This is a genomic window from Streptococcus sp. 3109, assembly GCF_013276905.1.
Classification (GTDB): Bacteria; Bacillota; Bacilli; order Lactobacillales; family Streptococcaceae; genus Streptococcus.
Map to the genome: position 1 here is coordinate 133,518 of NZ_VMLY01000006.1, position 23,893 is coordinate 157,410.

Here is a 23,893-nt window from a genome sequence, read left to right on the forward strand (position 1 = left end):
TTTTCCTAGTTATCAAAATTGAATGAGGAATCTATGTCGCACGAAAACAATCACCAGCAGGCCCAGATGTTACGGGGGACTGCTTGGCTAACGGCTAGTAACTTTATCAGTCGCCTACTTGGGGCTATTTACATTATCCCTTGGTACATCTGGATGGGGTCTTATGCGGCTACAGCCAATGGACTCTTTACCATGGGATACAATATCTATGCCTGGTTCTTACTGGTTTCAACAGCAGGTATTCCGGTTGCAGTGGCCAAGCAAGTTGCCAAGTATAATACCATGCGAGAAGAAGAGCATAGCTTTGCCCTGATTCGGAGCTTTTTAGGCTTTATGACGGGACTAGGTTTGGTTTTTACTTTAATCTTGTATGTCTTTGCTCCTTGGCTAGCAGACTTGTCTGGCGTGGGCAAAGACTTGATCCCAATCATGCAAAGCTTGGCTTGGGGAGTCTTGATTTTCCCATCTATGAGTGTTATCCGAGGATTTTTCCAAGGGATGAATAACCTCAAACCTTATGCCATGAGTCAAATTGCTGAGCAGGTCATTCGTGTTATCTGGATGCTCCTAGCAACCTTTATCATTATGAAGCTCGGTTCGGGAGATTACCTAGCAGCGGTTACCCAATCCACCTTTGCTGCCTTTGTCGGCATGGTCGCCAGTTTTGCAGTCTTGATTTATTTCCTTGCCAAAGAGGGATTACTCAAAAGAGTCCTTGAAACAGGAGATAAGATTAACAGCAAGCGTCTTTTGGTCGATACTATTAAGGAAGCCATTCCTTTTATCTTAACAGGGTCTGCCATCCAGCTCTTCCAGATTTTGGATCAGCTGACCTTTATCAATAGTATGAGCTGGTTTACCAACTACAGCAACGAGGACTTGGTTGTCATGTTTTCTTATTTCTCAGCCAATCCTAATAAAATCACTATGATTTTGATTTCTGTTGGAGTTTCAATTGGGGGTGTCGGTTTGCCACTTTTGACTGAAAACTATGTCAAGGGGGACTTGAAAGCAGCTTCTCGTCTCGTTCAGGATAGTCTCACCTTACTCTTTATGTTCCTGCTACCAGCAACGGTTGGAGTGGTCATGGTAGGGGGACCTCTTTATACGGTCTTCTATGGTAAGCCAGATAGTTTGGCTCTGGGCTTATTTGTCTTTGCAGTTTTGCAGTCTATTATTTTAGGCTTGTACATGGTCTTGTCTCCAATGCTTCAGGCCATGTTCCGCAACCGCAAGGCCGTTCTCTATTTTATCTATGGTTCTATTGCCAAGCTAGTCTTGCAACTACCTACCATCGCTCTCTTCCACAGTTACGGTCCTTTGATTTCCACAACCATTGCTCTCATCATTCCTAACGTCTTGATGTATCGGGATATTTGTAAGGTAACGGGTGTCAAGCGCAAGGTGATTGTGAAGCGAACCATTTTAATCAGTTTGCTGACCCTAGTCATGTTTCTGTTAATAGGAACCATCCAGTGGCTGTTAGGATTTTTCTTCCAACCAAGTGGACGTTTGTGGAGCTTCTTTTATGTAGCTCTTGTCGGTGCCATGGGGGGTGGACTTTATATGGTTATGAGTCTGCGTACCTATTTATTAGATAAGGTAATAGGAAAAGCCCAAGCAGATCGCCTGCGAGCAAAATTTAAGCTTTCGTAAGGTAGCATTTATAAATAAAAGGAATAAGTTGAACAATCTTTTAGGAGAACTTGAAACTTATTCCTTTTTTAGCGTCAAAATAGCTAAAATTATCTTTTGAAAGTAGAAGATGAGGTCTTTTTCGATTTTTTTGGAAAAAATCATTGACTAAAAAAACTAAACGTTGTATAATAAAACAAATATTTAAAGCAGGAGGTTCTGGAAATGAAAAAGTCTAAGGCCAAGTATGCAACACTTGCAGGTGTCATGTTAAGTGCAGGTATTTTGTTAAGCGCCTGTGGAAATTCTAGCACAGGGTCAAAAACCTATAACTATGTTTATTCAAGTGATCCATCTAGTTTGAACTATCTAGCAGAAAACCGTGCAACAACCAATGATATTGTGACCAATCTGGTAGATGGTCTCATGGAAAATGACCAGTATGGGAACTATGTGCCATCCTTGGCAGAGGATTGGAGTGTTTCTAAGGACGGTTTAACCTATACCTACAAACTTCGTAAGGATGCTAAGTGGTTTACTTATGAGGGAGAAGAATATGCTCCTGTAACTGCTCAGGATTTTGTGACAGGTTTGCAATATGCAGCTGATAAAAAATCAGAAGCCTTGTATCTAGTGCAGGACTCTGTTGCAGGCTTGGATGACTATATTAACGGGAAAACAAGCGACTTTTCAACTGTCGGAGTCAAGGCTCTTGATGACCAAACGGTTCAATACACCTTGGCTCGACCAGAACCTTACTGGAACTCAAAAACAACCTCAACCATTCTTTTCCCAGTCAATGCAGATTTCTTGAAATCAAAAGGGGATGATTTTGGGAAGGTAGACCCTGCTAATATTTTGTACAGTGGACCTTTCTTGATGAAAGCTTTTGTTTCAAAATCTGTCATCGAATACAAGAAAAATCCTAACTACTGGGATGCTAAAAATGTCTTTGTAGATGATGTCAAATTGACCTACTATGATGGTAGTGACCAAGACGCTCTTGTTCGTAACTTTACAGACGGAGCCTATAGCTACGCTCGTCTCTATCCGAATAGTTCAAGTTATGAAGGAATTAAAGAAAAATACAAAGATGATATCGTCTATAGCATGCAAGATGCCACTTCTTACTTCTTAAACTTTAATCTGGATAGACAATCTTATAAATTCACTTCCAAGACAAGTGATGCTGAAAAGAAATCGACTCAAGAAGCGGTTCTTAATAAAAACTTCCGTCAAGCTATTAATTTTGCCTATGATCGGACAGCTTACGGGGCTCAATCTCAAGGAGAAGATGGTGCAACTAAGATTTTGCGTAACTTGGTTGTTCCTCCAAACTTCGTAAGTATCAAGGGAAAAGACTTTGGTGAAGTAGTGGCTTCTAAGATGGTCAATTATGGTAAGGAATGGCAAGGAATCAACTTCGCGGATGCCCAAGATCCATACTACAATCCAGAGAAAGCCAAAGCCAAATTTGCAGAAGCTAAGAAAGAATTAGAAGCTAAGGGGGTAACATTCCCTATCCACTTAGATAAAAATATAGAGTTGACCAATAAGGCTGAAATTCAAGGAATCAATTCCATGAAGCAATCAATTGAGTCTGTCTTAGGTGCAGAAAATGTTGTGATTGATGTCCACCTACTTTCTACAGAGGACTATGATAGTTCAGGTTATCTAGCTCAAACAGCTGCGCAAAAAGACTACGATCTCTACAATGGTGGTTGGAGTGCGGACTATCTTGATCCATCTAGCTATCTTGATATCTTTAGTGTCAAGAATGGTGGGGTTCTACAAAGTCTTGGACTCGAGCCAGGTGAAGCCAATGACAAGGCCAAGGCTGTTGGATTGGATGTCTACACTCAAATGTTGGAAGAAGCTAATAAGGAACAAGATATTGCAAAACGCTATGAAAAGTATGCTGAAATCCAAGCTTGGTTAGTAGATAGCTCTCTAGCAATTCCAAATGTTTCACTTGGTGGAACACCAACATTGAGAAAAATCGTTCCTTTCTCAACACCATATTCATTGGCTGGTAATAAAGGGGTTGAATCCTATAAATACCTCAAATTACAAGATAAGACAGTCACAACAGACGAATATGCAAAAGCCAGAGAAAAATGGTTGAAAGAAAAAGAAGAATCTAATAAAAAAGCCCAAGAAGAATTGGCGAAACATGTCAAATAAGGATTTTTCAAGAAAAACGATGGTTTCGAAAGAAGCTGTCGTTTTTTAATAGAATGATGGTAAATTTGGAAGAAAAATCTCACATTTTTTTCTTTGTTTCTTGAGTTTATGTTATAATGAATATAACATAAATGTGAGACGCTATTTTCGAAAATCTACCCAATGTTGATTGAAGTATGCATATGCTAGGGTAATGTTATAGGAGGTATGTCATCTACTGGAAAAGTAAGATAAAACGCAACAAATGATAAGTTCTTCTTTGAGTGAAGAGTCCTTATCTGCCTATTTAGTGATTTTTATGGAGGTATCATCATGGGCGCTATTATGGAGTTTGCAACAGAAAAACAGATTGCATCATTTCTTTCAACTTGTCGCATTGAAGGGCAAAAGAATTTTCTGATGGCTTTCAAGAAAAAGACATGGTTCAAATCCTTTATTGATTTTTTCATTATAGGAGGTAGTTACTATGTTCAGTCGAGTGTGAAGCCTAAGATTCTGGCATTCACACCTAAGGGAATCTACTTGATGGACATCAGTGATGTAACAGAAAATCATTCTAATCATGTCGTAGAGATGCCTTGGAATCAAGTCAAAGATTTTACTTATAAGCCAGTCTTGAATACAGTTAGGCTGAACTGGAACTATCAAAATGAAGCCTATATTTTTTCCGTGGATGTCGGTCAGATTAGTCAGCATGTGGGCCAATATCAATTTAACAAAGAGCATTATGATTATTTATCCCAACAGGATTTCTTTCAGTCTAAGTAAGCCCTAGCAATCATTTTCACAAAAGAATCTGGAAGCTTTTCTGGATTCTTTTTAGCTTTACTATCTAAGTATATAGTTTAAAACTATAACTAGCTCTTGAAAAGAAGAAAATGAGTTGATGAAAATAAGTGGTACAATAGTTACTATAGATTTGGAGGAATTGTATGAGCAAGGAATTACACATTAACACAATTTTGGCCCAGGCGGGTATTAAGTCAGATGAAGCGACAGGTGCATTGGTGACACCGCTTCATTTTTCAACGACCTATCAGCATCCAGAGTTTGGTCAATCTACTGGATTTGACTATACGCGCACCAAAAACCCAACTCGCAGTAAGGCTGAGGAAGTCTTGGCAGCTATTGAGTCAGCAGACTATGCCCTAGCGACTAGCTCAGGAATGTCAGCTATTGTACTGGCCTTTAGCGTCTTTCCAGTAGGAAGTAAGGTCTTGGCGGTGCGTGACCTTTATGGAGGTTCTTTCCGCTGGTTCAATCAAGTGGAGCAGGAAGGTCGTTTCCATTTTACCTATGCCAACACAGAAGAAGAATTGATTGTCGAGTTGGAGAAGGATGTGGATGTTCTCTATATCGAAACGCCAACCAATCCCTTGATGTTGGAATTTGATATCGAAAAACTAGCAAAATTGGCTCATGCTAAGGGTGCCAAAGTGGTGGTGGACAATACCTTCTACAGCCCTATCTACCAACGTCCGATTGAAGATGGAGCAGATATCGTTCTCCATTCAGCAACCAAGTATCTGGCAGGCCACAATGATGTCCTGGCTGGAGTGGTTGTGACCAATAGTTTAGAACTATACGAGAAGCTTTTCTACAATCTCAATACGACAGGGGCAGTCTTGTCACCATTTGACAGCTATCAATTGATTCGTGGTCTCAAGACCTTGTCTCTTCGTATGGAGCGCTCAACAGCTAATGCCCAAGAAGTGGTTGCCTTTTTGAAGGATTCTCCAGCAGTTAAGGAAGTTCTCTATACTGGTCGTGGGGGCATGATTTCCTTTAAAGTAGCCGATGAAACGCGCATTCCACATATTTTGAACAGTCTCAAGGTCTTCTCTTTTGCGGAAAGTTTGGGTGGGGTAGAAAGTCTCATTACTTATCCAACGACTCAAACCCATGCTGATATTCCAGCAGAAGTGCGCCATTCCTATGGTTTGACAGATGACCTCTTGCGTTTGTCGATTGGGATTGAGGATGCTAGAGATTTGATTGCAGATTTGCACCAAGCCTTGGAAGGATAAGACAAAGATGGGAAAATATGATTTTACAAGCCTGCCCAACCGTTTAGGGCACCATACCTATAAATGGAAAGAAACAGAAACGGATAGTGAAGTTCTACCAGCTTGGATAGCGGATATGGACTTTGTAGTCTTGCCTGAAATCCGCCAAGCCGTGCAGACTTATGCGGATCAACTGGTTTATGGCTATACCTATGCCAGTGAAGAGTTAATTAAGGAAGTTCAAAAGTGGGAAGCCACACAACACGGTTACCACTTTGACAAAGAGGCTCTTGTCTTTATCGAGGGTGTGGTACCAGCTATCTCAACAGCTATTCAAGCCTTTACAAAAGAAGGCGAGGCAGTTCTGATTAACACACCTGTCTACCCACCTTTTGCTCGCAGTGTCAAGTTGAATAATCGTAGATTGATTACCAATTCTTTGGTGGAAAAGGATGGTCTGTTTGAGATTGACTTTGACCAACTTGAAAAGGATTTGGTGGAAGAGGATGTCAAACTTTATATTCTCTGCAATCCTCACAATCCTGGTGGACGTGTTTGGGAAAAAGAAGTGTTGGAGAAGATTGGTCAACTCTGTCAAAAATATGGTGTTTTCTTGGTTTCAGATGAGATTCACCAAGATTTGGCCCTCTTTGGTCACAAACACCAGTCTTTCAATACTGTCAACCCTGACTTTAAAGAATTTGCGATTGTCTTGAGCAGTGCTACTAAAACCTTTAATATTGCTGGGACAAAAAATTCCTATGCAGTTATTGAAAATCCTAAGTTGAGACTGGCTTTCCAGAAACGCCAGTTGACCAATAATCAGCATGAAATTTCAGGCTTGGGCTATTTGGCGACAGAAGCTGCTTATCGCTATGGGAAGGGTTGGCTAGAGGAACTCAAGCAAGTCTTTGAAGACCACATCAATTACGTGGTGGATTTATTTGGAAAAGAGACTAAAATCAAGGTTATGAAACCGCAAGGAACCTACTTGATTTGGCTTGATTTTTCAGCCTATGACCTGACTGATGAAGCATTGCAAGAGCTGTTGAGAAATGAAGCTAAGGTTATCCTCAATCGTGGTTTGGATTTTGGGGAGGAAGGAAGTCTCCATGCCCGTCTCAATGTAGCCATGCCTAAATCTCTGCTGCAAGAAGTTTGTCAGCGAATTGTGACGACTTTTGCCAAACGTTAAAAATCCAGCCTTCTAGGAGAAAAGTCTTCCTAGAAGGCTATTTTCATAGGGGAAAATATGGTATAATAAAAAGATAAGGTAAAGGTGAAAATATGGCTAAATTGATTCCGGGGAAAGTCCGTATCGAAGGCGTTGCCCTTTATGAAACTGGTAAGGTTGACATCATCAAGGAAAAGAACAATCGGCTCTATGCTCGCGTGGCAGAAGAAGAACTGCGCTATAGTTTAGAGGATGATTTGGTTTTTTGTGCCTGCGATTTTTTCCAAAAGAGGGGCTACTGTGTCCACTTGGCAGCGCTGGAGCATTTTCTGAAAAATGATGATCGTGGTCAGGAAATCTTGCAGAGTCTGGAAGAAGGTCATGAAGAAAAAGAGGCCGTTGAAACCAAGGTGACCTTGGGTGGCAAATTTTTGGATCGAATCTTGTCTCCAAAATCAGACCGAGCCTATGAATTATCGGCTGTGGGGCAGGTGGAAGCAGGAACCAATCATATCTTGTGGACTCTGAGAATCGGCCAAATCAATAGCCAAAAATACTATGTCATTCGAGATATTCCACTCTTTTTAAGGATTGTCGAGCAGAGAAAGTCTTATATGATTGGCAAAACTTATGAGGAATCCTTGTCTTGGGAAGCCTTTGATGAGGCTAGTCAAGAACTTCTGACTTTCTTGCGCGGACTAATGGAGGAAGGACAGGCTCCAGACCTCTTTTTCCAAAACCAAGGTCGGCACCTCTTTTTCCCCCTGACCTTTTTTGAGCAGGGTGTGAATTTACTGATGACCTTGCCGCATTTTCAATTTGACCATCAAGTGGATAGCTATCAGACTCTGCTTTTTCAGGATATGCATGCTGATGCCAATCTATTTGCCTTTACAGTAACAGAATACTCGGATTATTTTGAAATGGAAATCAGAGAGAGTCCAAGAGTTAATGCCTTTTATCAGGGAGCTGTGCTGTTCCATAAAGGACGGGTTTATTTTCTAACAGACCAACAGATGCGTCTTCTCAAGGAAATTAAAGCGTTGCCTGTGGATCAACATGGGAAAAAACACCTGCAATTTGATAGCAGTGACCGAGATAAATTGGCTTCTTGTTTAACTCTTTTTAACCAAATGGGGACCGTTTCAGCTCCAGAACGGTTACAAATCAAAACTTTTGCGCCCTCTTTTTACTTTGACAGGGAAGAAGATAATCGGATTCGTTTAGAAATTCAGTTTGATTATGGGGATAGGCAGGTATCAAGCCGACAAGAGCTAGAAGAATTACCATTTTCGAGTGATGCGGACTTAGAAGAAAGAATTTTCCAAGTCTGTTTGGCAGCTGGTTTTGAAGCAGATTTTCAATCTTGGCGTCAGGCCCTAAAAGCAGAGTCTGTCTATCATTTCTTTCACGAAATCATTCCAGTCTTTGAAAAACTCGGGAATGTTGATTTATCAGACAAGTTAGAAGAACTCTATAACCTAGCAAGCCCTCAAGTACAGATTGCTTCCAAGGGAGGTCTCTTGGAAATCCAGTTTGATTTTCAAGATATTGCCCAAGAGGAAATTGATCAAGCCATGCAGGCCTTGGTTGCCAATCAAGATTTTTACATTGGTGCGTCTAATCAAGTCTACTTTTTTGATGAAGAAACCAAGAAAATTCGACAAAATCTACAGGAACTGGGGCAATTTGAGTTAAAAGATGGGGCCTTGCAGGCTCGAAAATCTTTGGCTTATAGTTTAGCTCATCTCTTTGAAGGACGTGACCGTGTTTCTTTTTCACAAGAATTCCAGAATTTGGCTCACGATTTGACGCATCCAGAGGACTTCCCTAGACAAGCAACTCAGGTTCAGGCTGATTTGCGAGATTATCAGGAAAAGGGAATCAGCTGGCTACAAATGCTCCATCACTATGGTTTTGGTGGAATTTTGGCTGATGATATGGGACTTGGTAAAACCCTGCAGACTATTGCTTTTTTGACCAGTCAAGTGACAAAAGAAAGTCGAGTCTTGATTTTAGCACCGTCAGGTTTGATTTACAACTGGGCAGATGAATTTCAGAAATTTGCCCCACAGTTGGATATGGCTGTTGTTCATGGTTTGAAAGCTAGTCGTGAAGAGATTCTTGCTGAGAGCCATCAAATCTATGTGACGAGCTATGCCACCTTCCGTCAGGACAGTGAGCTTTATCAGGGGATGGCCTTTGACTTCCTTTTCTTAGATGAAGCTCAGGTTATGAAGAACGCCCAAACCAAGATTGCTCAGACCTTGAGACAATTTGTGGTGCCGTCAGTTTTTGCTTTGTCAGGAACTCCTATTGAAAACCATCTAGGTGAACTGTGGTCTATTTTCCAAATCGTCATGCCAGGACTTTTGCCAAGCAAGAAAGAATTTATGAAATTGCCAGCCGAGCGCGTGGCTCAGTTTATCAAGCCTTTCGTGATGAGGCGAAAGAAAGAAGAAGTTCTGACTGAATTACCAGACTTGATTGAAGTGGTTTATAAGAATGAACTGGAAGACCAGCAAAAGGCTATCTACCTAGCCCAGTTGCAACAGATGAGAGATAGATTGACTCAAGTGTCAGATCAGGAATTTCAGCGAAGTCGTGTGGAAATCTTGTCTGGTCTGATGCGCTTGCGTCAAATTTGTGACACTCCTGCCCTCTTTATGGAAGATTATCAGGGAGCCAGTGGCAAACTGGATAGTCTTCGAGATTTACTAGTACAGGTGGCAGACGGCGGACACCGTGTCTTGATTTTCTCGCAGTTTAAGGGAATGTTGGAGAAAATTGAACAAGAACTGCCAGACTTGGGCTTGACTTCCTTTAAAATCACGGGTTCAACACCAGCTAAGGAAAGACAAGATATGACCAAAGCCTTTAACCAAGGGGAAAGAGATGCCTTTCTGATTTCCCTCAAGGCGGGTGGGGTTGGTCTGAACCTGACAGGTGCTGATACGGTTATTTTGGTTGACCTTTGGTGGAATCCTGCGGTGGAGGCGCAAGCCATTGGTCGTGCCCATCGGATGGGACAGGAAGAAACGGTTGAGGTCTATCGCTTGGTAACTAAAGGAACTATCGAAGAAAAAATTCAGGAACTACAAGAACAGAAGAAACATCTGGTGTCACAAGTATTGGATGGAACAGAGTCACGTGGTAGTCTTACCCTAGCAGAAATTAGAGAAATTTTGGGAATTTCTGAAGCCAGCACTTGAAAAATCAAGACAATACGCTATAATGAAGTGTTGAAAGGAAATAGAAAATGAAACAAGAACGATTTCCATTGGTGTCAGATGACGAGGTCATGTTGACTGAAATGCCAGTCATGAATCTCTATGATGAGTCTGATCTAATCAGTAATATCAAGGGTGAGTATCGAGATAAAAATTATTTAGAATGGGCTCCTATTACTGAAGAGGCGCCAGTAAAACCGATTGAAAAGCAAGTCGAGAAACCTAAAAAAGCTCCTTTAGGGGTTAAAAAAGAAGGAAAGAGCTATGCGGAGGTGGCGCGTGAAGAAGCGCGTGCAGACTTGAAAAAGAAACGCTCTGCTAACTATCTAACTCAGGATTTCAGCCGTGCGAGACGTCATTCTAAATCAGGCCTTGTTAGACAGGGCAATCAACCGACAGCGCCTTTCCAAAAGGAAAATCCTGGTGAATTGGTGAAGTATAGCCAAAAATTGACCCAGTCTCATTATATCTTGGCAGAAGAAGTTCATTTTATCCCTACCAAGAATGAAGAAGTGTCAGCACCTGCTCCAAAGAAAAACAACTATGATTTTCTAAAGAAGAGCCAAATCTACAATAAAAAAAGTAAACAAACAGAACAAGAACGTCGGGTTGCCCAAGAGTTGAATCTGACCAGAATTACAGAATAGGGGAGAAAACATGCCAAAGACATATCATTTTATCGGAATTAAGGGATCAGGGATGAGTGCCTTGGCCTTGATGTTGCACCAAATGGGGCATAAGGTACAGGGATCAGATGTTGAAAAATACTACTTTACCCAACGCGGTCTTGAGCAGGCAGGAATTACTATTCTTCCTTTTGATGAAAAGAATCTAGGCGGTGATATGGAAATTATCGCTGGAAATGCCTTTCGTCCAGATAACAACGTCGAAATTGCCTATGCGGACCAAAATGGTATCAGCTACAAACGTTATCATGAATTTCTAGGTAGCTTTATGCGTGACTTTGTTAGCATGGGAGTAGCAGGAGCGCATGGAAAAACTTCAACGACAGGTATGTTGTCTCATGTCTTGTCTCACATCACAGACACTAGCTTCTTGATTGGGGATGGGACAGGTCGTGGTTCGGCCAATGCCAAATATTTTGTCTTTGAATCTGACGAATATGAGCGCCACTTCATGCCTTACCATCCAGAATACTCTATTATCACCAACATTGACTTTGACCATCCAGACTATTTCACAAGTCTCGAGGATGTTTTCAATGCCTTTAACGACTATGCTAAACAAATCACCAAGGGTCTTTTTGTCTATGGTGAAGATGCAGAATTGCGTAAAATTACGTCTGATGCACCAATTTATTATTATGGTTTTGAAGCAGAAGGTAATGACTTTGTAGCTAGTGAACTTCTTCGTTCAACAACTGGTTCAACCTTCACCGTTCATTTCCGTGGACAAGAATTGGGTCAATTCCACATCCCAACCTTTGGTCGTCACAATATCATGAATGCGACAGCCGTTATTGGTCTTCTTTACACAGCAGGATTTGATTTGAACTTGGTGCGTGAGCACTTGAAAACATTTGCCGGTGTTAAGCGTCGTTTCACTGAGAAAATTGTCAATGACACAGTGATTATCGATGACTTTGCCCACCATCCAACAGAAATCATTGCGACCTTGGATGCGGCTCGTCAGAAATACCCAAGTAAGGAAATTGTAGCAGTCTTCCAACCGCATACTTTTACAAGAACCATTGCCTTGTTGGACGACTTTGCTCATGCTTTAAACCAAGCAGATGCTGTTTACCTAGCGCAAATTTATGGATCTGCTCGTGAGGTAGACCATGGAGATGTCAAGGTAGAAGACCTAGCCAATAAAATCAACAAGAAACACCAAGTCATTACTGTTGAAAATGTTTCTCCACTCCTTGACCATGACCATGCTGTCTATGTCTTTATGGGAGCAGGAGACATCCAAACCTATGAATACTCATTTGAGCGTCTCTTGTCAAACTTGACAAGCAATGTTCAATAGGTTATTCTCATGGAAATTCCAATTAAGATCATTCAGGCGAGTCAGTCTGATTTGGCTGAGGTAGTGGTACTTCAAACTTCATCTTTTCCAGCTGAAAAGCAGCTGACTTCCCATATTTTAGAAGAAAGTATCCGTAAGTGTGCGGATACCTTTCTTCTAGCTAGGGATGAAAATCAACATTTAGGCTATATTTTATCAAGTCCCCAGTCAGACAATCCGCAATGTCTAAAAGTGCATTCTTTAGTCATCGAGGCTGACCATCAGAGACAGGGCTTGGGAACACTTCTTCTTGCAGCCTTGAAAGAGGTGGCAGTTGAGCTGGATTACAAAGGGATTCGTTTGGAGAGTCCTTCTGAGCTGCTTTCCTATTTTGAAATGAACGGTTTTATTGATGAAGAAACTTCCCTTTATACAACTAGCCAGGGTTTTAGTATGATTTGGTTTAATCCCTTTTATCTGGAGGCACAATGAAAATCAGACAAGCAAGATTAGAAGATTTAGATCGTATCGTTGAGATTGAACTAGAGAATTTCTCGATTGAAGAAGCTATTCCTCGATCTGTCTTTGAGGCACATTTGCGAGAAATTCAGGCCTCTTTTCTGGTTGCAGAAAAAGAGGGTAAGATTATTGGTTATATCGAAGGGCCAGTTGGCCCCCATCGTCATCTGCAAGACCAGTCTTTTACAGAAGAGATAGAAGACCATAGCCATGGGCCGGGGGGCTATATCTCTGTGACCTGTCTGTCTATTGCCAAGGAGGCACAGGGACTCGGACTGGGTCAGAAATTGCTAACAGCCTTGAAAGAAGTTGCTCTTGAGGATAAGAGAGAAGGTATTAACCTAACCTGTCATGACTATCTCATCGCCTACTATGAAAAACACGGATTTGTCAATGAAGGCTTGTCCCAGTCAACCTTTGCAGGGGAAACTTGGTATGATATGGTCTGGGAAGCTAATACTCTTCGAAAATCAAATTCAAACCACGTCAGCGTCGCCTTACCGTACTCAAGTACAGCTTGCGGCTAGCTTCCTAGTTTGCTCTTTGATTTTCATTGAGTATAAAAAATAAGCTAGGAAAAGTATCATAGGTTGCTTTTCTTGGACTTTTAAGATATAATATTATGGATTGTCAACAAGGAGGAAAAACTTTTGAGTGAAAAGTCAAGAGAAGAAGAGAAATTAAGCTTTAAAGAGCAGATTCTGAGAGATTTAGAAAAAGTAAAAGGCTATGATGAAGTTCTGAAAGAAGATAAGGCAGTAGTTCGCACTCCTGCAAATGAACCTTCAGCTGAAGAACTCATGGCTGATTCCTTGTCAACGGTAGAGGAGATTATGAGAAAAGCTCCCGCTGCGCCTACTCACCCAAGCCAAGATGTACCAGCTTCTCCAGCAGATGATATTCAAAGAGAAACTCCTGGTGTTCCAAGTCATCCAAGTCAAGATGTTCCTTCTTCTCCCGCAGAAGAAAGTGGATCAAGACCAGGTCCAGGTCCTGTTAGACCTAAGAAATTTGAAAGAGAATACAATGAAACCCCAACAAGGGTAGCTGTTTCCTATAAGACGGCAGAGAAAAAAGCAGAACAAGCAGGTCCAGAAACACCTACGCCTGCTACAGAAACAGTGGATATCATCAGCGATACACCACGTCGTAGCCGTAGAGAAGGAGCAAAACCCGTTAAGCCTAAGAAAGAGAAGAAGTCACATGTGAAAGCCTTTGTGATTTCATTCCTTGTATTCCTTGCCTTGCTCTCAGCAGGTGGTTACTTTGGTTACCAGTACGTGCTAGATTCTTTATTACCTATCGATGCTAATTCTAAGAAATATGTGACGGTTGGAATTCCAGAAGGTTCAAACGTTCAAGAAATCGGTACGACGCTTGAAAAAGCTGGTTTGGTAAAGCATGGTCTGATTTTTAGCTTTTATGCTAAGTATAAAAATTATACCGATTTGAAAGCAGGTTACTACAATTTGCAAAAGAGTATGAGTACAGAAGACTTACTCAAAGAGTTGCAAAAAGGTGGAACAGATGAACCACAAGAACCTGTCCTTGCGACTTTGACAATTCCAGAAGGTTATACCTTGGATCAGATTGCTCAAGCTGTGGGTCAATTGCAAGGTGACTTCAAAGAGCCTTTGACAGCGGAGGCTTTCTTGGCAAAAGTTCAAGATGAGACGTTTATCAGTCAAGCAGTAGCTAAATATCCTACTTTATTGGAAAGTTTGCCTACAAAAGACAGCGGTGCGCGTTATCGTTTGGAAGGATACCTTTTCCCAGCTACATACTCTATCAAGGAAAGCACAACTATTGAGAGCTTGATTGATGAGATGTTGGCAGCTATGGACAAGAACCTATCTCCTTATTATAGTACTATCAAATCTAAAAACTTGACTGTCAATGAGTTGTTGACCATTGCTTCCTTGGTCGAAAAAGAAGGTGCCAAGACAGAAGATCGTAAGCTCATTGCCGGTGTATTCTACAATCGTTTGAATCGTGATATGCCACTTCAAAGTAACATTGCAATCTTGTATGCCCAAGGAAAACTGGGGCAAAATATCAGCCTAGCTGAGGATGTTGCGATTGATACCAACATTGATTCACCTTATAATGTTTATAAAAATGTAGGTCTCATGCCTGGTCCAGTCGATAGTCCAAGTCTGGATGCGATTGAGTCAAGCATCAATCAAACTAAGAGCGATAACCTCTACTTTGTAGCAGATGTCACAGAAGGCAAGGTCTACTATGCTAACAATCAAGAAGACCACGACCGCAATGTCGCTGAACATGTCAACAGCAAATTAAACCAAACAAACTAAAATTATGTGATACTTCACATAATTTTCTTTCGAAAATATCATCAGAAGAAAGTTGAGAAAAATGGCAGAAAAAACATATCCTATGACCCTTGAGGAAAAGGAAAAACTTGAAAAAGAATTAGAAGAATTGAAATTGGTCCGCCGTCCAGAAGTGGTAGAACGCATTAAGATTGCCCGTTCATACGGTGACCTTTCAGAAAACAGTGAGTACGAAGCAGCTAAGGATGAACAAGCCTTTGTTGAAGGACAAATCTCTAGCTTGGAAACAAAAATCCGCTATGCTGAAATCGTCAATAGCGACGCAGTTGCCCAGGACGAAGTAGCGATTGGTAAAACAGTCACTATCCAAGAAATTGGTGAGGACGAAGAAGAAGTTTATATTATCGTAGGTTCAGCTGGTGCGGATGCTTTTGCAGGTAAAGTTTCAAATGAAAGCCCAATTGGACAAGCCTTGATTGGCAAGAAAACAGGTGACACAGCAACGATTGAAACACCTGTTGGTAGCTATGATGTAAAAATCTTGAAGGTTGAAAAAACAGCCTAAAAACAGAAAAAAGGAGTGGGGAGGCGATGCGCTTCACTCACTCCTTTTTCCATTTTAAATTGAATTGGAGACTATATGAGTTCAAAGAAGAAAAACAAGATGGAGCGTGGTCTGACTAATCGTCACGTGCAGGTTATGGCCATCGCTGGAACAATCGGAACAGGACTCTTTTTGGGAGCAGGTCGCTCTATCAGCCTAACAGGTCCTTCCATTGTACTGATTTATATGATTACTGGGGCTTTCATGTTCCTCATGATGCGTGCTGTTGGGGAAATGCTTTACCAAGACCCTGAGCAACATACCTTTATCAACTTTATCACGCGCCATTTGGGTAAGGGCTGGGGCTATTTCTCAGTATGGTCTTACTGGTTATCTGTTGTCTTTATCGGTATGGCGGAAATCACTGCTATCGCACATTATGTGCAATTTTGGTTCCCAACTTGGCCGAGTTGGATGATTGAGATTGGATTTTTGACCATTCTAGCCTTGGTCAATCTGATTGCGGTAAAGCTCTTTGGAGAAGTTGAGTTTTGGTTTGCGATGGTCAAGATTGTGGCTATTTTAGCTATGATTGCAACAGGAGTCTTTATGGTCTTGACAGGCTTTAAGACACCTCATGGAGTAGCAAGTTTGGCCAATATTGCTGACAATTTCTCCCTCTTCCCAAATGGAGGTGTCAACTTTGTCATGGCTTTCCAGATGGTGTTCTTTGCCTACCTTATGATTGAGTTTATCGGGGTCACAACTTCTGAAACCAAAAATCCACGTCAGGTCTTGCCAAAAGCCGTTAAGGAAATTCCTTTGCGTATCGCCTTTTTCTACGGTGGTGCCCTCTTAGCCATCATGGCTATCATTCCATGGCGTGAACTGGCTTCTGCTGATTCACCTTTTGTTACAGTATTTGAATTGGCCGGTGTCAAGTGGGCGGCAGCCTTGATTAACTTCGTCGTTTTGACCTCAGCAGCATCTGCTCTTAACTCAACCCTTTATTCAACAGGTCGTCATTTGTACCAGATTGCCCATGATTCGCCAAATCGCTTCCTAAAGGCTATTAAAGCAGATACTCTTTCTCGCCACAATGTACCACAAAATGCCATCATTGCCTCAGCGATTTTGATTGCCCTAGCAGCCTTTATCAACGTCTTGCCAGGAGTTTCGGATGCCTTTGCCTTGATTACGGCATCATCATCAGGTGTCTATATTGCCATTTATATCTTGATTATGGTGGCTCACCTTAAATACCGCAAGTCACCAGACTTTATGGCGGATGGCTATCTCATGCCCCATTATCGTTTCTTAAATCCTTTAACCATGCTCTTCTTTGCCTTTGTCTTTGTAACCCTCTTTTTACAAGAGTCTACATTTGTAGGAGCAATTGGTTCAGCTATCTGGATTATCGGTTTCGGGATTTACAGCCAGTGGAAATTTAGAAAATAGATTAAGAACTCATCAACTCAGGTTGGTGGGTTTTTTCTAGTTTGACAGTCTATTGAAATAAGACTATAATCAAGCTGTAACAGTGTTTGAGGAGGTTTAGATGTACTTTAGATTGGAAAATAAGGAATCCCATAAATCACAAGAAATTGGGAATTTGATTCGTGCTTATAATCGTTCAAAAAGAGAAGAGGCTGAAAGTGAGCCACTTAATCTTTATGTTGAAGATGAAAAGGGCAATCTTCTGGCAGGCTTGATAGCAGAGACTTTTGGAAATTGGCTAGAAATCGAGTATTTATTTGTAAAAGAGGAACTGCGAGGGCAAGGAATCGGTTCAAAACTATTGCAGCAAGTAGAGACTGAAGCTAAGAATCGAAACTGTCGTTTTGCTTTTGTTAATACTTACCAGTTTCAGGCGCCAGATTTTTATCAGAAACATGGCTACAAGGAAGTCTTTGCTTTGCAAGACTATCCCTACACAGGAAAAAGATTTTATTACCAAAAAGATTTGTAAGGAGAATATGAAAGGATAAGGCAAAGAGGGGTTCTTGACATAAGTATGAAGGGGATTCTCGATAAATACCAGTTAAATCCTACAAATTGTGTCTTTCTAGGCAATATTGAGTACAATGCAATCGCAGCTGAGAAATTGGGAATCAAGTCCTATCAGGTTAAGAAAAGAAGCGATGCCGTCGATATTTTGAAATCCTATATTTAAACTTAACACTCTCTATCTTTTTAAATTGACCTTAATCCGAGATTCCCCTCTCGGATTTTGTGTTGCTTTCATTAAATTTACAGGTAAGACTTGCTAGCTTCAGTAAATATACACAAGTTTTTCAGAATAGAGTGAAATCCGAAAGAAAATAGAAGTAATTTTCATTAAACGCTTCCAATGTGCAAAAAAAGTTGACAAATTTAAATTTTAGGACTACACTAAGTAAGTAAATTTTATTTTAAAGGAGAATTCGTTATGAATTTAACATTTTTAGGCTTATGTATTGCCTGTATGGGCGTATCTGTCGGTGAAGGTTTATTGATGAATGGACTGTTTAAATCAGTAGCACGCCAACCAGATATGCTTTCTGAGTTTCGTAGTTTGATGTTTTTAGGTGTTGCCTTTATTGAAGGAACTTTCTTTGTAACTCTTGTCTTCTCATTTATTATCAAATAAATACATGGAACGAGAAGAAAAGGGAGGATTTTAGATGGAAGAAAGTATTAATCCAATCATCTCTATTGGTCCTGTTATCTTCAATCTGACTATGTTAGCCATGACCTTGTTGATTGTGGGAGTTATTTTTGTCTTTATTTATTGGGCAAGCCGCAATATGACCTTGAAACCCAAAGGAAAGCAAAATGTACTTGAGTATGTCTATGACTTTGTTATTGGATTTACAGAACCTAACATTGGTTCGCGCTACATGAAAGATTACTCACTCTTTTTCCTTTGTTTATTTCTTTTCATGGTGATTGCCAATAACCTTGGCTTAATGACAAAGCTTCAAACGATCGATGGGACTAACTGGTGGAGTTCGCCAACCGCTAATTTACAGTATGACTTAACCTTATCTTTTCTTGTCATTTTGTTGACACATATAGAAAGCGTTCGTCGTCGTGGATTTAAAAAAAGTATAAAATCTTTTATGAGTCCTGTTTTTGTCATACCGATGAATATCTTGGAAGAATTTACAAACTTCTTATCTTTGGCTTTGCGGATTTTTGGGAATATCTTTGCAGGAGAGGTCATGACGAGTTTGTTACTTCTTCTTTCCCACCAAGCTATTTATTGGTATCCAGTAGCCTTTGGAGCTAATTTGGCTTGGACTGCATTTTCTGTCTTTATTTCCTGCATCCAAGCTTATGTCTTTACTCTTTTGACATCTGTGTATTTAGGGAATAAGATTAATATTGAAGAGGAATAGAAAGGAGTAACTGATGCACGTAACAGTAGGTGAATTGATTGGTAATTTTATTTTAATCACTGGCTCTTTTATTCTTTTGCTAGTCTTGATTAAAAAATTTGCATGGTCTAATATTACAGGCATTTTCGAAGAAAGAGCTGAAAAAATCGCTACTGATATTGACAGTGCTGAACAGGCACGTCAAAAAGCAGAAGCCTTAGCTCAGAAACGTGAAGATGAATTGGATGGTAGCCGTAAAGAAGCCAAGACAATCATTGAAAATGCAAAGGAAACAGCTGAGAAAAGTAAGGCTAGTATTTTAGTAGATGCTAAACTAGAAGCAGGACGCTTAAAAGAAAAAGCAAACCAAGAAATTGCTCAAAACAAAGCTGAAGCTTTACAAAGCGTTAAGGGTGAGGTAGCAGATTTGACCATCAGCCTAGCTGGTAAAATCATCTCACAAAACCTTGACGGTCATGCCCATAAAGAACTCATTGATCAGTATATCGATCAGCTAGGAGAAGCTTAATGGACAAGAAAACAGTAAAGGTAATTGAAAAATACAGCATGCCTTTTGTCCAATTGGTACTTGAAAAAGGAGAAGAAGACCGTATCTTTTCAGACTTGACTCAAATCAAGCAAGTTGCTGAAGAAACAGGTCTGCCTTCTTTTTTAAAACAAGTGGCAGTAGACGAGTCGGATAAGGAAAAAATAATTGCTTTTTTCCAAGACTCTGTGTCACCTTTATTACAAAACTTTATCCAGGTTCTGGCCTACAATCACAGAGTAAATCTTTTTTATGATGTGCTTGTAGATTGCTTGGACCGACTTGAAAAAGAAACAAATCGATTTGAAGTGACGATTACTGCTGCTCATCCTCTAACTGATGAACAAAAGAGTCGTTTGCTCCCTTTGATTGAGAAGAAAATGTCTCTGAAAGTAAGGAGTGTAAACGAACAAATCGATGAAAGTCTCATTGGTGGTTTTGTCATTTTTGCCAATCACAAGACAATTGATGTGAGTATTAAACAACAACTTAAAGTTGTTAAAGAAAATTTGAAATAGAAAGTGGTGTTCTTTTGGCAATTAACGCACAAGAAATCAGCGCTTTAATTAAGCAACAAATTGAAAATTTCAAACCCAATTTTGATGTGACTGAAACAGGTGTTGTAACCTATATCGGGGACGGTATCGCGCGTGCTCACGGCCTTGAAAATGCCATGAGTGGAGAGTTGTTGATCTTTGAAAACGGCTCTTATGGTATGGCTCAAAACTTGGAGTCAACAGACGTTGGTATTATCATCCTAGGTGACTTTACAGATATCCGTGAAGGCGATACAATCCGCCGTACAGGGAAAATCATGGAAGTTCCAGTAGGTGAAAGTCTGATTGGTCGTGTTGTGGATCCACTTGGTCGTCCAGTTGACGGTCTTGGAGAAATCCACACTGATAAAACTCGTCCAGTAGAAGCACCAGCTCCTGGTGTTATGCAACGTAAGTCTGTATCAGAACCATTGCAAACTGGTTTGAAAGCTATTGACGCCCTTGTACCGATTGGTCGTGGTCAACGTGAGTTGATTATCGGTGACCGTCAGACAGGGAAAACAACCATTGCGATTGATACAATCTTGAACCAAAAAGGTCAAGATATGATCTGTATCTACGTAGCGATTGGACAAAAAGAATCAACAGTTCGTACGCAAGTAGAAACACTTCGTCAGTACGGTGCCTTGGACTACACAATCGTTGTGACAGCCTCTGCTTCACAACCATCTCCATTGCTCTTCCTAGCTCCTTATGCTGGGGTTGCCATGGCGGAAGAATTTATGTACCAAGGCAAGCATGTTTTGATTGTTTATGATGATTTATCAAAACAAGCGGTAGCTTATCGTGAACTGTCACTCTTGCTTCGTCGTCCTCCAGGTCGTGAAGCCTTCCCAGGGGATGTTTTCTACCTTCACAGCCGTTTGCTTGAGCGCTCAGCTAAAGTTTCTGATGAACTTGGTGGTGGATCAATTACAGCCCTACCATTTATCGAGACACAAGCGGGAGATATCTCTGCCTATATCGCAACCAACGTGATTTCAATCACTGATGGACAAATCTTCCTTGGTGATGGTCTTTTCAATGCGGGTATTCGTCCAGCCATTGATGCGGGTTCATCTGTATCTCGTGTAGGTGGTTCTGCGCAAATCAAAGCCATGAAGAAGGTTGCTGGTACACTTCGTATCGACCTTGCTTCATACCGTGAGTTGGAAGCCTTCACTAAGTTTGGTTCTGACTTGGACGCAGCAACACAGGCTAAGTTGAACCGTGGACGTCGTACAGTTGAAGTCTTGAAACAACCTGTTCACAAACCATTGCCTGTTGAGAAACAAGTAACCATTCTTTATGCTTTGACACATGGTTTCTTGGATACTGTTCCAGTAGATGATATTGTTCGTTTCGAGGAAGAGTTCCATGCCTTCTTTGACGCTCAACATCCAGAGATTTTGGAAACCATTCGTGATACAAAAGACTTGCCAGAAGAAGCAGTCTTGGATGCTGCGATTACAGAGTTTCTCAATCAATCTAGCTTCCAATAAGAATAGAGGTGTCAGATGGCAGTATCTCTAAATGATATTAAAACAAAAATCGCCTCAACAAAAAATACGAGTCAAATCACTAATGCCATGCAAATGGTATCAGCTGCTAAGCTAGGTCGCTCTGAAGAAGCTGCTCGCAACTTTCAAGTTTACGCTCAGAAGGTTCGCAAACTTTTGACAGATATTCTTCATGGGAATGGAGCTGGTGGTTCAACTAATCCCATGTTGATTAGCCGTCCTGTGAAGAAGACAGCCTATATCGTCATCACTTCAGATCGCGGTTTGGTTGGAGGGTATAATTCCTCTATTCTAAAAGCCGTTATGGAGTTGAAGGAAGAATACCATCCAGACGGTAAAGGTTTTGAAATGATCTGTATTGGTGGAATGGGAGCTGATTTCTTTAAGGCTCGTGGTATTCAACCACTTTATGAACTACGTGGCTTGGCAGACCAACCTAGCTTTGATCAAGTTCGTAAGATTATTTCAAAAACTGTTGAAATGTACCAAAATGAACTTTTTGATGAGCTTTATGTTTGTTACAACCACCATGTCAATACCTTGACAAGCCAGATGCGTGTGGAACAAATGCTCCCAATTGTGGATTTGGATCCAAATGAAGCGGATGAAGAATATAGCTTGACTTTTGAATTGGAAACCAGCCGAGAAGAAATTTTGGAGCAGTTGTTGCCTCAATTTGCAGAAAGTATGATTTACGGTGCTATTATCGATGCTAAGACAGCTGAAAATGCTGCTGGTATGACAGCCATGCAAACAGCGACAGATAATGCTAAGAAAGTCATCAATGATTTGACAATTCAGTATAACCGTGCCAGACAGGCGGCGATTACACAAGAAATTACAGAAATTGTAGCAGGAGCTAGTGCCTTAGAATAGGCTCTAGTCCAGCTCGTATGAAAATGAACTTAGGACCTAGTTGAACTAGGAACCGACAGTATCTTATATAGAATAGGAGAAGGAGATGAGTTCAGGTAAAATTGCTCAGGTTATCGGTCCCGTTGTAGACGTCTTGTTTGCAGCAGGGGAAAAACTTCCTGAGATTAACAATGCACTTGTCGTCTACAAAAATGACGAAAGAAAAACAAAAATCGTCCTTGAAGTAGCCTTAGAGTTGGGAGATGGTATGGTCCGTACTATCGCCATGGAATCAACAGATGGGTTGACTCGTGGAATGGAAGTATTGGACACAGGTCGTCCAATCTCTGTACCAGTAGGTAAAGAAACTTTGGGACGTGTCTTCAATGTTTTGGGAGATACCATTGACTTGGAAGCTCCTTTTACAGAAGACGCAGAGCGTCAGCCAATTCATAAAAAAGCTCCAACTTTTGATGAGTTGTCTACCTCTTCTGAAATCCTTGAAACAGGGATCAAGGTTATCGACCTTCTTGCCCCTTACCTTAAAGGTGGTAAAGTTGGACTCTTCGGTGGTGCCGGAGTTGGTAAAACCGTCTTAATCCAAGAATTGATTCACAACATTGCCCAAGAACACGGTGGTATTTCAGTATTTACTGGTGTTGGGGAACGTACTCGTGAGGGGAACGACCTTTACTGGGAAATGAAAGAATCAGGCGTTATCGAGAAAACAGCCATGGTATTTGGTCAGATGAATGAGCCGCCAGGAGCACGTATGCGTGTTGCCCTTACTGGTTTGACAATCGCTGAATACTTCCGTGATGTAGAAGGCCAAGACGTGCTTCTCTTTATCGATAATATCTTCCGTTTCACTCAGGCTGGTTCAGAAGTATCTGCCCTTTTGGGTCGTATGCCATCAGCCGTTGGTTACCAACCAACACTTGCTACGGAAATGGGTCAATTGCAAGAGCGTATTACATCAACTAAGAAGGGATCTGTAACTTCTATCCAAGCTATCTATGTGCCAGCGGATGACTATACTGACCCTGCGCCAGCAACAGCCTTTGCTCACTTAGATTCAACAACCAACTTGGAACGTAAGTTGGTACAATTGGGTATCTACCCAGCTGTTGACCCACTTGCTTCAAGCTCACGTGCCTTGGCACCTGAAATTGTTGGAGAAGAGCACTATGCAGTTGCTGCTGAAGTAAAACGCGTTCTTCAACGTTACCATGAATTGCAAGATATCATTGCTATCCTTGGTATGGATGAGCTTTCTGATGAAGAAAAGACCTTGGTTGCTCGCGCCCGTCGTATCCAGTTCTTCTTGTCACAAAACTTCAACGTTGCGGAACAATTTACTGGTCAGCCAGGTTCTTATGTTCCAGTTGCTGAAACTGTACGTGGCTTTAAGGAAATCCTTGATGGTAAATACGATCACTTGCCAGAAGATGCCTTCCGTGGTGTAGGTTCTATCGAAGATGTGATTGCAAAAGCTGAAAAAATGGGATTTTAAGAGGTG

The 23,893-nt window shown here is 41.1% G+C and carries 22 protein-coding genes; all 22 read left to right on the forward strand.

Translation table 11 applies throughout. The features are described from left to right. Positions 1-33: 33 nt before the first annotated feature. Entirely contained in the window at positions 34-1,656 is a 1,623-nt protein-coding gene (locus HT698_RS04070) for a polysaccharide biosynthesis protein (protein ID WP_173218112.1), read from the forward strand. Positions 1,657-1,860: 204 nt separating this feature from the next. Continuing rightward, positions 1,861-3,819, forward strand: coding sequence for a peptide ABC transporter substrate-binding protein (locus tag HT698_RS04075; protein WP_173218110.1), 1,959 nt, complete (start codon positions 1,861-1,863; stop codon positions 3,817-3,819). Positions 3,820-4,131: 312 nt separating this feature from the next. Then, the gene (locus HT698_RS04080) at positions 4,132-4,587 is read left to right on the forward strand and encodes a hypothetical protein (protein WP_173218108.1); all 456 of its coding nucleotides are present in this window, start codon (positions 4,132-4,134) and stop codon (positions 4,585-4,587) included. 164 nt (positions 4,588-4,751) lie between these two features. Further along, the gene (locus HT698_RS04085; protein WP_173218106.1) at positions 4,752-5,846 is read left to right on the forward strand and encodes a cystathionine gamma-synthase; all 1,095 of its coding nucleotides are present in this window, start codon (positions 4,752-4,754) and stop codon (positions 5,844-5,846) included. A 7-nt stretch (positions 5,847-5,853) separates the two neighbouring features. Beyond that, positions 5,854-7,020 (forward strand): MalY/PatB family protein, encoded by a 1,167-nt coding sequence (locus HT698_RS04090; RefSeq protein ID WP_173218104.1) that lies wholly within the window; start codon positions 5,854-5,856, stop codon positions 7,018-7,020. 92 nt (positions 7,021-7,112) lie between these two features. Then, positions 7,113-10,211: a DEAD/DEAH box helicase gene (locus HT698_RS04095; protein WP_173218102.1), complete on the forward strand. Its 3,099-nt coding sequence runs from the start codon at positions 7,113-7,115 to the stop codon at positions 10,209-10,211. A 47-nt stretch (positions 10,212-10,258) separates the two neighbouring features. Next, the gene (locus tag HT698_RS04100) at positions 10,259-10,876 is read left to right on the forward strand and encodes a cystathionine gamma-synthase (protein WP_173218100.1); all 618 of its coding nucleotides are present in this window, start codon (positions 10,259-10,261) and stop codon (positions 10,874-10,876) included. A gap of 10 nt (positions 10,877-10,886) precedes the next feature. Then, positions 10,887-12,221, forward strand: a complete 1,335-nt coding sequence (gene murC, locus HT698_RS04105) for a UDP-N-acetylmuramate--L-alanine ligase (RefSeq protein WP_173218097.1) — start codon at positions 10,887-10,889, stop codon at positions 12,219-12,221. Between the two features lie 9 nt (positions 12,222-12,230). After that, entirely contained in the window at positions 12,231-12,692 is a 462-nt protein-coding gene (locus tag HT698_RS04110) for a GNAT family N-acetyltransferase (protein WP_112444258.1), read from the forward strand. After that, a complete protein-coding gene (locus HT698_RS04115) occupies positions 12,689-13,246 on the forward strand; it encodes an N-acetyltransferase (RefSeq protein WP_112444257.1) in 558 nt (185 codons plus the stop codon). The genes HT698_RS04110 and HT698_RS04115 overlap by 4 nt, the downstream gene beginning before the upstream one ends. 123 nt (positions 13,247-13,369) lie before the next feature. Next, a complete protein-coding gene (gene mltG / locus HT698_RS04120) occupies positions 13,370-15,034 on the forward strand; it encodes an endolytic transglycosylase MltG (RefSeq protein WP_173218094.1) in 1,665 nt (554 codons plus the stop codon). 61 nt (positions 15,035-15,095) lie between these two features. Further along, the gene (gene greA, locus HT698_RS04125) at positions 15,096-15,578 is read left to right on the forward strand and encodes a transcription elongation factor GreA (RefSeq protein WP_000818760.1); all 483 of its coding nucleotides are present in this window, start codon (positions 15,096-15,098) and stop codon (positions 15,576-15,578) included. Positions 15,579-15,653: 75 nt separating this feature from the next. Then, on the forward strand, positions 15,654-17,015 hold the full coding sequence (locus tag HT698_RS04130; RefSeq protein WP_023938452.1) for an amino acid permease: 1,362 nt from the start codon (positions 15,654-15,656) through the stop codon (positions 17,013-17,015). A gap of 100 nt (positions 17,016-17,115) precedes the next feature. After that, positions 17,116-17,526, forward strand: a complete 411-nt coding sequence (locus HT698_RS04135; RefSeq protein WP_173218092.1) for a GNAT family N-acetyltransferase — start codon at positions 17,116-17,118, stop codon at positions 17,524-17,526. 45 nt (positions 17,527-17,571) lie between these two features. Further along, positions 17,572-17,730 (forward strand): hypothetical protein, encoded by a 159-nt coding sequence (locus HT698_RS04140; RefSeq protein WP_173218090.1) that lies wholly within the window; start codon positions 17,572-17,574, stop codon positions 17,728-17,730. Between the two features lie 255 nt (positions 17,731-17,985). Next, entirely contained in the window at positions 17,986-18,186 is a 201-nt protein-coding gene (locus HT698_RS04145; RefSeq protein ID WP_001054562.1) for a F0F1 ATP synthase subunit C, read from the forward strand. Between the two features lie 34 nt (positions 18,187-18,220). After that, positions 18,221-18,937 carry a F0F1 ATP synthase subunit A gene (gene atpB, locus HT698_RS04150; protein ID WP_000392851.1) on the forward strand — a complete coding sequence of 239 codons (717 nt, stop codon included), beginning with the start codon at positions 18,221-18,223 and terminating at the stop codon, positions 18,935-18,937. 13 nt (positions 18,938-18,950) lie between these two features. Then, a complete protein-coding gene (gene atpF, locus HT698_RS04155; protein WP_173218088.1) occupies positions 18,951-19,445 on the forward strand; it encodes a F0F1 ATP synthase subunit B in 495 nt (164 codons plus the stop codon). Further along, entirely contained in the window at positions 19,445-19,981 is a 537-nt protein-coding gene (locus HT698_RS04160; RefSeq protein ID WP_173213547.1) for a F0F1 ATP synthase subunit delta, read from the forward strand. The genes atpF and HT698_RS04160 overlap by 1 nt, the downstream gene beginning before the upstream one ends. Before the next feature lie 14 nt (positions 19,982-19,995). Further along, on the forward strand, positions 19,996-21,501 hold the full coding sequence (gene atpA, locus HT698_RS04165) for a F0F1 ATP synthase subunit alpha (protein ID WP_023942963.1): 1,506 nt from the start codon (positions 19,996-19,998) through the stop codon (positions 21,499-21,501). Between the two features lie 15 nt (positions 21,502-21,516). Beyond that, a complete protein-coding gene (locus tag HT698_RS04170; protein WP_173213549.1) occupies positions 21,517-22,395 on the forward strand; it encodes a F0F1 ATP synthase subunit gamma in 879 nt (292 codons plus the stop codon). Between the two features lie 85 nt (positions 22,396-22,480). Beyond that, complete coding sequence (gene atpD / locus HT698_RS04175) at positions 22,481-23,887, forward strand: F0F1 ATP synthase subunit beta (protein WP_000094360.1); 1,407 nt, start codon at positions 22,481-22,483, stop codon at positions 23,885-23,887. Positions 23,888-23,893 lie beyond the last annotated feature (6 nt).

Coding starts and splice junctions, on each gene's coding strand:
- HT698_RS04070 (WP_173218112.1), top strand. CDS start 34: ATGTCGCACGAAAACAATCACCAGCAGGCCCAGATGTTACGGGGGACT.
- HT698_RS04075 (WP_173218110.1), top strand. CDS start 1,861: ATGAAAAAGTCTAAGGCCAAGTATGCAACACTTGCAGGTGTCATGTTA.
- HT698_RS04080 (WP_173218108.1), top strand. CDS start 4,132: ATGGGCGCTATTATGGAGTTTGCAACAGAAAAACAGATTGCATCATTT.
- HT698_RS04085 (WP_173218106.1), top strand. CDS start 4,752: ATGAGCAAGGAATTACACATTAACACAATTTTGGCCCAGGCGGGTATT.
- HT698_RS04090 (WP_173218104.1), top strand. CDS start 5,854: ATGGGAAAATATGATTTTACAAGCCTGCCCAACCGTTTAGGGCACCAT.
- HT698_RS04095 (WP_173218102.1), top strand. CDS start 7,113: ATGGCTAAATTGATTCCGGGGAAAGTCCGTATCGAAGGCGTTGCCCTT.
- HT698_RS04100 (WP_173218100.1), top strand. CDS start 10,259: ATGAAACAAGAACGATTTCCATTGGTGTCAGATGACGAGGTCATGTTG.
- murC (WP_173218097.1), top strand. CDS start 10,887: ATGCCAAAGACATATCATTTTATCGGAATTAAGGGATCAGGGATGAGT.
- HT698_RS04110 (WP_112444258.1), top strand. CDS start 12,231: ATGGAAATTCCAATTAAGATCATTCAGGCGAGTCAGTCTGATTTGGCT.
- HT698_RS04115 (WP_112444257.1), top strand. CDS start 12,689: ATGAAAATCAGACAAGCAAGATTAGAAGATTTAGATCGTATCGTTGAG.
- greA (WP_000818760.1), top strand. CDS start 15,096: ATGGCAGAAAAAACATATCCTATGACCCTTGAGGAAAAGGAAAAACTT.
- HT698_RS04130 (WP_023938452.1), top strand. CDS start 15,654: ATGAGTTCAAAGAAGAAAAACAAGATGGAGCGTGGTCTGACTAATCGT.
- HT698_RS04135 (WP_173218092.1), top strand. CDS start 17,116: ATGTACTTTAGATTGGAAAATAAGGAATCCCATAAATCACAAGAAATT.
- HT698_RS04140 (WP_173218090.1), top strand. CDS start 17,572: ATGAAGGGGATTCTCGATAAATACCAGTTAAATCCTACAAATTGTGTC.
- HT698_RS04145 (WP_001054562.1), top strand. CDS start 17,986: ATGAATTTAACATTTTTAGGCTTATGTATTGCCTGTATGGGCGTATCT.
- atpB (WP_000392851.1), top strand. CDS start 18,221: ATGGAAGAAAGTATTAATCCAATCATCTCTATTGGTCCTGTTATCTTC.
- atpF (WP_173218088.1), top strand. CDS start 18,951: ATGCACGTAACAGTAGGTGAATTGATTGGTAATTTTATTTTAATCACT.
- HT698_RS04160 (WP_173213547.1), top strand. CDS start 19,445: ATGGACAAGAAAACAGTAAAGGTAATTGAAAAATACAGCATGCCTTTT.
- HT698_RS04170 (WP_173213549.1), top strand. CDS start 21,517: ATGGCAGTATCTCTAAATGATATTAAAACAAAAATCGCCTCAACAAAA.
- atpD (WP_000094360.1), top strand. CDS start 22,481: ATGAGTTCAGGTAAAATTGCTCAGGTTATCGGTCCCGTTGTAGACGTC.